Origin of the sequence: Pseudomonas orientalis (genome assembly GCF_001439815.1) — a bacterium.
GTDB lineage: Bacteria > Pseudomonadota > Gammaproteobacteria > Pseudomonadales > Pseudomonadaceae > Aquipseudomonas > Aquipseudomonas orientalis.
Map to the genome: position 1 here is coordinate 219,270 of NZ_JYLM01000003.1, position 12,763 is coordinate 232,032.

The 12,763-nt window shown below is 61.8% G+C and carries 10 protein-coding genes; 2 read left to right on the top strand and 8 right to left on the bottom strand.

Features of this window, described 5'->3' with window-relative positions:
- Positions 1 to 64: 64 nt before the first annotated feature.
- From TU82_RS09155 to kdpF, 5 genes are all read right to left on the bottom strand, one after another.
- A complete protein-coding gene (locus tag TU82_RS09155) occupies positions 65 to 2,716 on the bottom strand; it encodes a sensor histidine kinase (RefSeq protein WP_057722872.1) in 2,652 nt (883 codons plus the stop codon).
- Positions 2,717 to 2,798: 82 nt separating this feature from the next.
- Positions 2,799 to 3,344, bottom strand: a complete 546-nt coding sequence (gene kdpC, locus TU82_RS09160) for a potassium-transporting ATPase subunit KdpC (protein WP_057722874.1) — start codon at positions 3,342 to 3,344, stop codon at positions 2,799 to 2,801.
- Positions 3,345 to 3,428: 84 nt separating this feature from the next.
- Complete coding sequence (kdpB, locus tag TU82_RS09165; RefSeq protein ID WP_231982738.1) at positions 3,429 to 5,492, bottom strand: potassium-transporting ATPase subunit KdpB; 2,064 nt, start codon at positions 5,490 to 5,492, stop codon at positions 3,429 to 3,431.
- An 11-nt stretch (positions 5,493 to 5,503) separates the two neighbouring features.
- Positions 5,504 to 7,198, bottom strand: a complete 1,695-nt coding sequence (gene kdpA, locus TU82_RS09170) for a potassium-transporting ATPase subunit KdpA (protein ID WP_057722878.1) — start codon at positions 7,196 to 7,198, stop codon at positions 5,504 to 5,506.
- A 9-nt stretch (positions 7,199 to 7,207) separates the two neighbouring features.
- Entirely contained in the window at positions 7,208 to 7,297 is a 90-nt protein-coding gene (gene kdpF, locus TU82_RS09175) for a K(+)-transporting ATPase subunit F (RefSeq protein WP_003218754.1), read from the bottom strand.
- Between the two features lie 393 nt (positions 7,298 to 7,690).
- Here kdpF and eat point away from each other — a divergent pair, with 393 nt between their 5' ends.
- Positions 7,691 to 9,055 (top strand): ethanolamine permease, encoded by a 1,365-nt coding sequence (eat, locus tag TU82_RS09180; RefSeq protein ID WP_057722880.1) that lies wholly within the window; start codon positions 7,691 to 7,693, stop codon positions 9,053 to 9,055.
- Positions 9,056 to 9,166: 111 nt separating this feature from the next.
- A complete protein-coding gene (locus TU82_RS27775; RefSeq protein WP_003172675.1) occupies positions 9,167 to 9,334 on the top strand; it encodes a DUF2897 family protein in 168 nt (55 codons plus the stop codon).
- A gap of 8 nt (positions 9,335 to 9,342) precedes the next feature.
- On the opposite strand, the gene TU82_RS09185 is transcribed toward TU82_RS27775, so the two are convergent.
- The 3 genes from TU82_RS09185 to TU82_RS09195 form a co-directional block, all read right to left on the bottom strand.
- Entirely contained in the window at positions 9,343 to 10,191 is an 849-nt protein-coding gene (locus tag TU82_RS09185; RefSeq protein WP_057722882.1) for an urea carboxylase-associated family protein, read from the bottom strand.
- Positions 10,192 to 10,323: 132 nt separating this feature from the next.
- Complete coding sequence (locus tag TU82_RS09190; RefSeq protein WP_057722884.1) at positions 10,324 to 10,656, bottom strand: ComEA family DNA-binding protein; 333 nt, start codon at positions 10,654 to 10,656, stop codon at positions 10,324 to 10,326.
- A 111-nt stretch (positions 10,657 to 10,767) separates the two neighbouring features.
- On the bottom strand, positions 10,768 to 12,762 hold the full coding sequence (locus tag TU82_RS09195) for a polysaccharide biosynthesis protein (RefSeq protein ID WP_057722885.1): 1,995 nt from the start codon (positions 12,760 to 12,762) through the stop codon (positions 10,768 to 10,770).
- Between the last annotated feature and the right edge of the window lies 1 nt (position 12,763).

Here is a 12,763-nt window from a genome sequence, read left to right on the forward strand (position 1 = left end):
AGGGCGCCGCGTGCATTCAGCAGGCCATCATTATCGTTAACGGCCTTCGCGAGCAAGCTCGCTCCTACAGGTTTTGCTCCAGGGCAGGTTGTGCCGGCAATGGCAGGAACAAGGTAATACAGGTGCCCCGCCCTTCAATACCGTCGGCCACACTGATGTGCCCACCGTGGGCGCCGACCATGCCCTGGCAGATCGCCAGCCCCAGGCCGGTGCCCTGTCCGCCGCGATCACCGCGCGCAGCGGTGTAGAACATATCGAAGATCTTCGCGCGTTCGTCCTCTGGAATTCCCGGTCCCTCATCGGCGACGGCGAAAAACACTTGGCCGTCCGACACGCCGGCGCTCAACTGCAAGCGGCCCTGGGGCGGCGAAAAGCGCGCGGCGTTTTCCATGACATTGACCAGGGCCTGCTCAATCAACGCCGCATGCACATAGAGCAACGGCAGGTCCGGCGGCACATCGGTATTGACCTGCAAGGGCGCCAGCACGGCGCGCAATCGACCAAGGGCGCTGCCGACGATATCGCCGGGCGACACCCAATCGCGCGCCAGCTTCAGCGCGCCGTGGCCCAGGCGGGTCATGTCCAGCAGGTTCTGGATATAGCGGTCGAGGCGCTCGGCTTCATCGCGAGTGCCTTCAAGCAATTCGCGGCGATCCTCCAAGGGGATCGCCTCGCCCAGCGCCAGCAGGCTGTCGATACTGCCGCGCATGGAGGTCAGCGGCGTGCGCAAATCATGGGAGACGGAGGCGAGCAAGGCGCTGCGCAGTTGTTCGGTTTCACCGTGCAAACGCGCGGACTCCAACTCCTGCGCCAACTGCGCACGCGCCAGCGCCTGGGCCAACGGCTGGCTCAGGGCGGTGAGCAGGCGACGGCGTTGGCCACTCAACGCCATGCCGGCTTTGGCGCTGACGCCCAACAAGCCCAGCGGCCCCTCTTCACCCGACAACGGCCACCACCACCAGCGTCCAAACGGCAAGGTGCCGGTGCCCATGCCTGCCGGCTGGTCGTGCTGCCAGGCCCAGTCGGCGGCGGCACGTTCGGCCTCGGTGAGGGTCATCGGGCCGCCGGTCTCGATCGTCCAACCGCCCTGGCCATCGCGATTGACCAGGCACAGATCCAGGTCACTCCAGCCTTGCAGGTGGTGAGCCGCCGCACTGACAACCGCCTGGCGATCCGTGGCGGCGGTGAGCTTGCGAGACAGGTCGAGCAGCTCGCTGGTTTCTTCCTGAGTATCGCGCAGCGCCTGCAATTGCCGACGCTGGCGTGCGGCCAGGTTGCCGGTGAGCGCCGCCATCAACAGGAAGAACAACAGCGTGAGGACATCCTCTTCACGCTGGATCGCGAAGGAGAAATTCGGCGGGATAAACAGAAAGTCGTAGGTCATGAACGACAACGCCGCGCACACCAACGAAGGTCCCAGGCTGCTGCGCACCGCCACCAGCAGCACCGCGGCGAGAAACACCAGCGAGATATTCGGCAACGGCAGGACGCTGGACACGCCCCACGCCAGGCCCGCCGCGACAAGGGTGGCTACCACGGCCAGGCCGTAGTCGAACCAGCGCAGCCCACGCACCTGCGGCAAGCGCGGCGCTGCAGGGATATCGTCGCTGTCGAGCACGTTGATTTCCAGGCCCCGCGCATTGCGCAGCAAGCGTGCGGCGAGGCCGCCGCCGAACAGACGCCTGCGCCAGCGCATGCGCGACTGCCCCACCAGCACCAGACTGGCGCGGCGCTCGGCGGCATGCTGGATCAACGTTCTGGCCACCTCGCCGGCCCGCAGCAGCACCACCTCACCGCCCAAGCGTTCAGCCAGTTGCTGGGCATTTTGCAGGCGCAGCCGTGACTGTTCATCCCGCGCGCGGCCGTTGTCGACATGCACCAGGCTCCAGGGCAAATGCCGCCGCTGGGCGACCCGGCTGGCATGGCGCACCAGGCGTTCGGCGTGGGCGTCACCATCGACCCCCACCAGCAGACGGCCACGCACCGCCGGCGCCGCTTGGCCGAGCTGGCGGTAACCCTGGGCCAGATCGTCGTCGACATGGGCGGCAGCGGTCTGCATGGCCAGCTCGCGCAGGGCCATCAAATTGGTCTGGGTGAAAAACGCATCGATGGCCGCACGCGCCTGTTCCGGCACATACACCTTGCCGTCGCGCAGGCGCTCGAGCAACTCGCGCGACGGCAAGTCGATCAGCAGCAGTTCGTCGGCCTCTTGCAGCACCCAGTCCGGCAGGGTTTCACGCACCTGCACGCCAGTGATGCCACGCACCTGGTCATTGAGACTTTCCAGGTGCTGGACATTGACGGTGGTGAACACGTTGATGCCGGCCGCCAGCAATTCCTGAATGTCCTGCCAGCGCTTTTCATGACGGCTGCCGGGGGCGTTGCTATGGGCCAGTTCATCGACCAGCACCAGCCTGGGCCTGGCCGCGAGCAGGCCGTCGAGGTCCATTTCTTCAAGCATTACGCCACGGTATTCGCTGCGCAACAGCGGTTGTTGCGCCAAGCCGCTGAGCAAGGCTTCAGTCTCGGCGCGGCCGTGGGTCTCGACCACGCCGGCGATCAACTGTACACCCTGGCGCAGTTGAGTATGGGCAGCCTGGAGCATGGCGTAGGTCTTGCCCACGCCGGGCGCGGCGCCGAGGAAAACTTTGAGCCGGCCACGGCCGTTGCGGGGCAGGTCGGCTAGCAGGGCATCGGCGCGGCCGGAGTCGCTCATGCGCGGGGTTCCTCAGGTGTCTAGGTAATCAGGCTCAATGGATGTCAAATGTGGGAGGGGGCAAGCCCCCTCCCACAAGGGTTCAGAGTTGTTCCAGGGCCATGTTCAGGGCCAGCACGTTTACTACGGGCGGGCCTACCAACGGGCTTTCGATGTGTTCCTCCAGCAACCGCTGCAAGGTCGACACCGGCACCTTTCGTGCGGCCGCCACTCGCGCCAGTTGATAGGCAATTGCCTCGGGTGGCAAGTGTGGATCAAGCCCGCTGCCGGAGGTCGTCAGCGAAGCCAACGGTACAGGCCCCTGGCCAGGCACTGACTGTTTGCCGGCATCCTCGAATATGCGGGTAGCCAAGGCCGGATTGCTTGGGCCCAGGTTACTGGCACTGCTGGACACGGTGGCAAAAGCACCGGCTGACGGGCGCGGGTGAAACCAGCTGTCGCCGGTAAATTCCTGGGCGATCAGGCTGGAGCCGCGCACCTTGCCGCCGGCATCGCGCACCAGGCTGCCGTTGGCCTGGTCGGGGAAGGCCACTTGCGCCACGCCGGTGACTACCAGCGGATAGGCCACGCCGGTGATCAGGGTCATGAGTGCCAGCAGGCTCAGGGCTGGGCGGATGATGTTGGACATTTCAGACTCCTCAGTTCAGTGATGCGGGGACGCGGAGCGTCCGGGGCGGCGGCGTTCCCACGAAGAGCGTGGGAACGATCAGGCTCAAACCAGGTGCAGCGCCGTCAGCAGCATGTCGATTGCCTTGATGCCCACAAAAGGCACCAGCAGCCCACCCAGGCCGTAGATCAGCAGGTTGCGACGCAACAAGGCCGCCGCACTCGCGGCCTGCACGCGCACACCGCGCAGGGCCAGGGGAATCAGCACCACGATGATCAGCGCGTTGAACACGATGGCCGACAGGATCGCGCTCTGCGGGCTTTGCAAGTGCATGACATTGAGCACGCCCAGTTGCGGGTAGATCGCGGCAAACAGCGCCGGCAGGATCGCGAAGTACTTGGCCACGTCGTTGGCGATGGAAAAGGTGGTCAGCGCGCCGCGGGTCACCAGCAACTCCTTGCCGATCTGTACCACGTCCAGCAGCTTGGTCGGATCGCTGTCGAGGTCGACCATGTTGGCGGCTTCACGTGCGGCCTGGGTACCATCGTTCATGGCCATGCCGACGTCGGCCTGGGCCAGTGCCGGCGCGTCGTTGGCGCCGTCGCCGCACATGGCGACCAGGCGGCCGTCGTTCTGTTCATGGCGGATACGCGCCAGTTTCTTCTCCGGCGTGGCTTCAGCCAGTACGTCATCCACGCCCGCTTCAGCGGCAATCGCGGCGGCGGTCAGCGGGTTGTCGCCGGTGACCATCACGGTACGAATGCCCAACGTACGCAGCTCGGCGAAACGCTCGCGGATACCGGGCTTGACCACGTCTTTGAGATGGATCGCACCGAGCAATTTGCCATCGGCGCATACCAGCAACGGCGTGCCGCCACTCTGGGCAATCTTGTCGATTTCCCGCGACAGCGCAGGTAACAGGTCACTGCGTTGCTGGCCGATAAATGCCAGCAGCGAATCCACCGCGCCCTTACGGAAGACGCGGCCCTGGTAGTCGACACCGGACAAGCGGGTTTCAGCGCTGAACGGTACGGCGATCAGTTGGTCGAGTGTCGGCTCGGCCTGGGGGTGCAAGGCGCGCAGGTATTCGACGATGGACTTGCCTTCCGCCGTGTCATCGGCCAGGGAGGCGAACAACGCGCCTTCAGCCACTTCCCGACCACTGACGCCGGGCGCCGCCACCACGGCCGAGCAACGACGGTTGCCGAAGGTGATGGTGCCGGTCTTGTCCAGCAGCAACACGTGCACGTCCCCCGCCGCTTCCACCGCGCGACCGGACTTGGCGATCACGTTCAGACGCACCAGTCGGTCCATGCCGGCGATGCCGATGGCCGAGAGCAAGCCGCCAATGGTCGTGGGAATCAGCGTCACCAGCAGTGCGACCAGAAACACCAGGGGCAGGCTGCCATTGGCGAAATGGGCGAATGGCTGCAGGGTGACCACCACCAGCAGGAAGATCAGGGTGAGGCCGATCAGCAGGATATCCAGCGCGACTTCGTTGGGGGTTTTCTGGCGTTTGGCGCCTTCCACCAGGGCGATCATGCGGTCCAGGGTCGACTCGCCGGGGTTGGCGGTGATGCGGATCAGCAGCCAGTCCGACACCAGGCGGGTGTTGCCGGTGACGGCCGAGCGGTCGCCGCCGGACTCGCGGATCACCGGGGCGGATTCGCCGGTGATCGCCGCTTCGTTGACCGCGGCGATGCCTTCGATCACCTCGCCGTCGCCAGGAATCATTTCGCCTGCGGCGACGCGTACCACATCACCTTTGCGCAGGCTGGTGGCCGGTACCACCTTGAAGCTGCCGTCGGCCTCCTTGCGGCGTGCGCTCAACCCTTCACTGCCAGCCTTGAGGCTGTCGGCGCGGGCCTTGCCACGCCCTTCGGCCAAGGCCTCAGCGAAGTTGGCGAACAACACGGTGAACCACAGCCACACTGCGATTTGCACGGCCACGAAGGTCGGCACGGCGGCGTCGGGCACAAAGCACAGCACGGTGGTGAGGATGGCGGTCAGCTCGACCACCAGCATGACCGGAGAGCGTTGCAGTTGACGTGGATCCAGCTTGACGAACGCCTGGACCAGCGCCGGGCGCCACAACGCAGAGATCGCGGTTTTGGCGGGCTCCTGAGTGCGCGCAGGGGCAGCATTTTTTACAGACATGTTCATTCTCATATCCCCTTGACTTAGAAGCCCATGCTCAGGTGTTCAGCAATCGGGCCCAGCGCCAGTGTCGGCAGAAACGTCAGGCCACCCACCAGCAAAATGGTCACGGTCAACAGCGTCACGAACAACGGGCCGTGGGTCGGGAAGCTGTTCTGGCCAATCGGCGCGGTCTTCTTCATCGCCAGGCTACCGGCCAGGGCCAGTACCGGGAGGATGTAACCGAATCGGCCGATCAACATGCCGAGCCCGAGCATCAGGTTGTGAAACGCGGTGTTGCCGCTGAAACCACCAAACGCCGAACCGTTGTTGGCACTGGCCGAGGTGTAGGCGTAGAGCAACTGGCTGAAGCCGTGGGGGCCAGGGTTGCTGATGGCACCGGCCGGGCCTGGCAGGCTGGCGGCGATGGCACCCAGCACGAGCACACCCACCGGCATGACCAGCAGGGTCACTACCAGCAACTGCACTTCCTTGGCCTGAAGCTTCTTGCCCAGGTATTCCGGGGTGCGGCCGATCATCAGGCCGGCGAGGAACACCGCGATCAACACATTGAGCAACATGCCGTACAGACCGGCACCGACGCCGCCGAAAATCACTTCGCCGACCATCATGTTGACCAGCGCCACCATCCCGCTCAGCGGGCTGAGGCTGTCCTGCATGCCGTTGACCGAACCGTTGGACGCCGCAGTGGTGGTCACCGACCACAGCACGGTGCCCGTAGTGCCGAAGCGCGTCTCCTTGCCTTCCAGCGGCGCGGTCTGCTCCACGGCCGGGTTGTTCAGGGTCGGATTGGGCTGGTACTCGGACCACAGCGAGGTTGCGCCGCCAATCAGGAACAAGGCCAGCATGCACGCCAGAATCGCGCGGCTCTGACGCAGGTCTTTAACGTAATGGCCGAAGGTGAACACCAGGGCGACCGGGATGAGAATGATCGACGCCACTTCGAAGAGGTTGGCCCACGCCGTCGGGTCTTCAAACGGATGCGCCGAGTTCACCCCAAAGAAGCCGCCGCCATTGGTGCCCAGTTGCTTGATCGCAATCTGACTGGCTGCAGGGCCCAGCGGGATGACTTGATCCACACCTTGCAGCGTCACGGCATCAACGTAATGGGCGAAGGTTTGCGGCACACCCTGCCATACCAGGAACAGCGCCAGCACCAGGCATAGCGGCAGCAAGCCGTAGAGGGTGGCGCGGGTCATGTCGACCCAGAAATTACCCAAAGTCGTGGTGGATTTGCGACCGATCCCACGGCAAAGCGCGACCAGGACTGCCAGCCCGGTGGCGGCACTGACGAAGTTCTGCACGGTGAGGCCGACCATCTGGCTGAGGTAGCTCAGGGAGGCTTCGCCGCTGTAGTTCTGCCAGTTGGTATTGGTCATGAAACTGACCGCTGTATTGAACGCCAGCGTCCATTCCTGGCCCGGCAATTTCTGCGGATTGAGTGGGAGATAGTCCTGAAACAACAGGATGGCGAACAGCAGCAAGAAGCCCGCGAGGTTGAACGCAAGCAAGGCCAGCATGTACTTCTGCCAGCTTTGCTCCTGTTGATCGTCCACACCCGAAAGGCGGTAACAGGCTTTCTCCACAGGCCCCAGCACCGGCGTCAGCCACGTGCGCTGGCCTTCCATCACCTTGTAATAGAACCGCCCCAGAAACGGTGCCGGCACCAGTACCACGGCGAAGAAGGCGATGATCAGCCAATAGTCATAACTGTGCATAGCCCGCTCCTAGTTCCGATCCGCGCGTAACAGCGCAACCAGCAGATAAATGAACAGCGCCACGGCCAATAGCAGTGACACCCCGTCCAGAACGCTCATGGAAGTTTCTCCGTTTAACGGCGAGTGCCGCGTGTGGGGCAATTGTCCGCAGGAGGGGTGTAAAGGAGCGAGAGCGAGGCGGGGCACGGGGCGTAAAGATGGCGTAAAGAGTGGCTTTATGCGGGGTTTACAGGGGAATTAGCGGTGGCTGGCCGGGCCTCATCGCGGGCAAGCCCACTCCTACATTGGAATGCGGTCAACTGTGGGAGTCGGGCTTGCCCGCGATAGCGGCGGTTCGGACACGGCTGCACCTGCCTGGTGCAATGATGAGAATTTTCAAACGCCAAACCATCCCCCACACGACAGTTGCAGCGCTTTACGACAATGATTCTCGGGCTGGCATGCCCGCTGCAACACCCTGAATCATTCCAACCGTTCAGGGAACTCCTCACAATGAACACACAACTCAAACCCACCTTGGGCACCCTCCATCTATGGGGCATCGCCGTCGGGCTGGTGATTTCCGGCGAGTACTTCGGCTGGAGCTATGGCTGGGGCGTGGCCGGGACACTGGGCTTTCTGGTGACCTCATTGATGGTCGCCGCGATGTACACCTGCTTCATCTTCAGCTTCACCGAACTGACCACCGCGATTCCCCACGCTGGCGGACCCTTCGCCTACAGCCGCCGCGCCTTCGGTGAAAAAGGCGGCTTGATTGCCGGCCTGGCAACCCTGATCGAATTTGTCTTCGCACCGCCCGCCATCGCCTTGGCCATCGGCGCCTACCTCAATGTGCAGTTTCCGGCGCTGGACCCGAAACACGCCGCCGTCGGCGCCTACATCGTGTTCATGGGCCTGAACATCCTCGGCGTGAAACTCGCCGCCACCTTCGAACTGGTGGTCTGTGTACTCGCCGTCGCCGAACTGCTGGTGTTCATGGGCGTCGTCGCCCCAGCGTTCAGCTTCAGCAACTTCGCCCTGAACGGCTGGGCCGGCTCCGACACCTTCGGTGCCCCGGCGATTGCGGGGATGTTCGCCGCGATCCCCTTCGCCATCTGGTTCTTCCTCGCCATCGAAGGCGCGGCCATGGCTGCCGAAGAAGCGAAAGATCCCAAGCGCACTATTCCAAAAGCCTACATCAGCGGCATCCTCACCCTGGTAATCCTGGCCATGGGCGTGATGTTCTTCGCGGGCGGTGTGGGCGACTGGCGCACCCTGTCAAACATCAACGACCCGCTGCCCCAGGCGATGAAAACCGTGGTAGGCGAAAGCTCCGGCTGGTTGCACATGCTGGTATGGATCGGCCTGTTCGGCCTGGTGGCGAGCTTTCACGGCATCATCCTCGGCTACTCGCGCCAGTTCTTCGCCCTGGCCCGGGCCGGTTACCTGCCGTCCTTCCTGGCCAAGCTGTCGCGGTTCCAGACACCCCACCGCGCCATCATCGCCGGCGGCGTGGTCGGTATCGCGGCCATCTACAGCGACGGCCTGATCAACCTGGGCGGTATGACCCTGACCGCGGCGATGATCACCATGGCCGTGTTCGGCGCCATCGTCATGTACATCATGAGCATGCTCAGCCTGTTCAAACTGCGTAAAACCGAACCTCTGCTGGAACGCACCTTTCGCGCACCGGGCTACCCCGTCGTGCCGGGCATCGCGCTGGTACTGGCCGTGGTGTGCCTGGTGGCGATGGCCTGGTTCAATACGCTGATCGGGCTGATCTTCCTTGGCTTCATGGCCGTGGGCTTCATCTATTTCCAACTGACCGCCCAGGATCGCGCCGATGCCCCGGCCGACGCGATGTTGACCGGGCTATAGGGTTTGCGAGGCAGAACGGGCCTACACTGAACTACTCAGAACGCCCGTAACTCAAAGCAGGTATTACCGTGGGAAAATTCTCCCCCGGCAATCTGTCTCAAGGAGAGCCTTATGCCGTGGTATGCGTGGTTGATTATGGTAGTTGCGATCGGGTCGATCGTCGGTGGGTTGATGATGCTGCGCGACAGCGCCAATAAAGTTGAGCTCACCGACGAACAGCGCAAACGCGTGGCCGAACGCAACGCCCAGGCGGATGCCAAGGATGCGCAGGATCGCTGAACCTTGGGCTACTCCCAAGCCGCCTTGGCAATCTGCAACCCGTGCTGCCCTTTGTAGGCAGCACGCTCGGGCTGGCTCCAGCCTGTAAGCAACCCCTCCTCCAACTGGTAGATTTCGACGCCCAACGGACGACACACCGTCAACGGATCCTGCGCATCCGGCCCCCACATCGGCAGCGACAAATCCCCACCCGGGCACGTCGACAGCGCACACAGCAAATCAATCTCGGCGAAAAACTCCAGGTAATCGCCCTTCTGCGCCGGACAGGCTTTCATAAAGTACATGTCATCGTGATTGAGCCCGGTGCACTGGAAAATATTCAGCACGTCGTGCACATCGAATTCCGTCAGACCGTGGGGCAATACCGCACGGGTCAGGTTCGAATGGCAGTGATGATGAAAGTCCTCACCGGTAAGCATGCGGTTCACATACGGATCGCAGCGCGTGCCAAGCAAATCGTGCAGACGCCCGCCATGCTCATCGATGCCGTAGCCTGCCAGGCTGTCATCGGTAATGGTGACCAACGGCCTCAGGAATGGAAGGTTGGACCACAAGCGGTCGTGGGTGCTGACATGGGCACCTTGAAGTTGCCGGGTGCGGGCTGCCCATAAACGCTCGCGCGGATCATTGGCGTTCCACACGTTGAAGTCGCCGACCTGCGGCCCCACCGGCGTAGTCACACGGAAGACATGCCCCGCCGGCACCTTCCATGCCCTGCCCGTGCGGATCGGTACCTCGAACTGTTCGATCAGGGTGCGCTGGTCCTGGCGATCCCGGATACGTTCGTAGAACGCCGTATCCACCTGCAGCGCCGAGCCTTTGCTGACCTGGTAAGCGGCGGGATAATCTTTGTACATGGGGCAATCCTCCATCAAGGGTGACGGTTGAACAATCGATCATCTTGAGGTAACCACATTTCATGCCAGGGCGTGGCTAAAAACGCACATGATAAAAGGCCGATCAATGATCGGCCTTCCGGGCTACGTCCTTCAGTTGATAACCAGCCTGTCGCGATTCTTTTCCAGCAAGGCCTTGCCAATACCCTTTACTTCCAGCAACTCATCCACCGCTGTGAAGGGGCCATTGCTTTCGCGAAAAGCAACGATCGCTTTTGCCTTGGCCGCGCCGATACCGAATAAATCGCGTCGCAGGGTTTCTGCATCGGCCGCGTTGAGGTTGACCTTGGCGGATTGCTCGGTTTTGGTGATTTGCGCGGAGATGGGGGTTGGAGCTTCAGGTCTGGCGGACGGGGCTGCAGTGGTGGCGACGGAGAGGCTGGCGAGGAAGGCGAAGATAAGCGAGGAAACGTAGGTGTTTTGCATTGGTGACGCTCCATGACATCGGTAAGAGAAAAGCAGCTTTTCCGAAGCTGCTTTTCTAACTTAGGCGATGGTTGGAGGGTGTCAAAAGCGGTTGAGTAACAGGGTGTTAACTCACGGTTCCAGGCGACGTTGCTGATAGATCCAATCGACGATTTCGCCGTCGGGCGCATAGCCACTGACCGTGTCGCGCAGGAGCTGACGGACGCGGGTGTAGTCATCGTCATCAACCGCCGCAAGCAACTCAGAGAGCTTGCCCTTGAGTACTTCCCATGACAGATGATCTTCGTTGGCACTCATGATCATCGGGTGCCGGGTAGCGACGACGTTGTCACCAATCAGCAACTCTTCGTAAAGCTTTTCGCCGGGACGCAGGCCGGAGAATTCGATGGCGATGTCACCATGGGGATTCTTTTCGGAACGCACGCTCAAGCCGGAAAGATGAATCATTTTTTCCGCCAGCTCGACAATCTTCACCGGCTCGCCCATGTCCAGCACAAACACATCACCGCCCAGCCCCATGGAACCTGCCTGGATCACAAGCTGCGCAGCTTCAGGGATCGTCATGAAATAGCGGGTGATCTTGGGGTGGGTAACCGTCAGCGGGCCGCCAGACTTGATCTGTTTGTGAAAGAGCGGAATCACCGAGCCGGAGGAGCCCAGTACATTGCCAAAACGAACCATCGTGAAACGGGTCTTGTTGACGCGTGAGATGTTCGACTTATCACCGAACAGTACGGGAGCCAGTTCATGACTGAGCGCCTGCAGGGTCAGTTCGGCCAGACGCTTGGTACTGCCCATGACATTGGTCGGGCGTACGGCCTTGTCCGTGGAGATCAGAACAAAGTTGGAAACCCCGACCTGAAGCGCGGCCTGGGCAGTGTTCAACGTTCCGATTACGTTATTCAGCACACCTTCGGCGATGTTGTGCTCAACCATCGGTACATGCTTATACGCTGCGGCGTGATAAACCGTATCCACGCGCCAGGTTTTCATCACATCCAGCAGTTTGGACTGATTACGCACGGAACCCAGGATGGGCAACAACTTGACGGGCAGCGACTCACGAACAACGCGTTGCTCAAGTTCCGAAAGGATGCTGTAGAGATTGAACTCACTGTGTTCGAACAACAGCAACGTCGTCGGACGCAACGCCAGGATCTGTCGGCACAGCTCGGAACCGATCGAACCACCCGCGCCAGTGACCAGGACAGTCTGGCCCTTGATGCAGTGTTCCAGGAGCTCGTCTTGAGCAGGCACAGTGTCGCGACCCAGCAAGTCGGCGATGTCGACCTCCTGGATGTCATCTACCTTGACGCGACCACTGGCCAGGTCCATGAACCCCGGAACGCTTCGCACGTGGAGCGGGAAGCCTTCGAGGAAGCCGAGGATTTCCCGGCGACGCCCGCGGTTGGAGGATGGGATGGCCAACAGGATTTCCTGGGCGCCGGTGGTATCGATCATGCGCTGGATATGTTTGGCCTTGTACACCTGCAGACCTGAAATGACTCGGTCAGTAATGCTTTCATCATCATCGATGAACGCAACAGGGCGCATCACCCTGCCCATCCTCAACGCCGCGACCAATTGATTGCCCGCTGCGCCCGCGCCATAAATGGCAACACGCGGCAGACCATCTTCCCGGCTGGTGAACGGAACGTGCTGAGCCGCAGTAAACCAGTCCCCCAGGAAGTATTGGCGCATCGCCAGACGCAGGCCGCCCACCATGATCAGACTGAGCCACCAATAGTTGAAAATAATCGAGCGTGGGACCACATTCTGGTGATTGCTGTACCAATATACGACGACACCGAGAATCAGCGATGAAAGACTGACCGCCTTGATAATCGCAATCAGCGCATCGTTACCGAAATACCGCATCACCGCTCGGTACATACCAAAACGAATGAACAGGGGTATCGCCACAATAGGCGCAGCAATAAATAGCCAAAGGTGAGCGATGATTGGATTAGCCATTTCATCGACGCCCAGACGTACGACGAAAGCAAGCCACAGAGCAGCCCAGACCACCAACACGTCGGTACTGACCTGAATCAGCCGCTTTTTGCGTCGAGGCAAACCGACTAAGAACGCCCGTAACTTATCCATA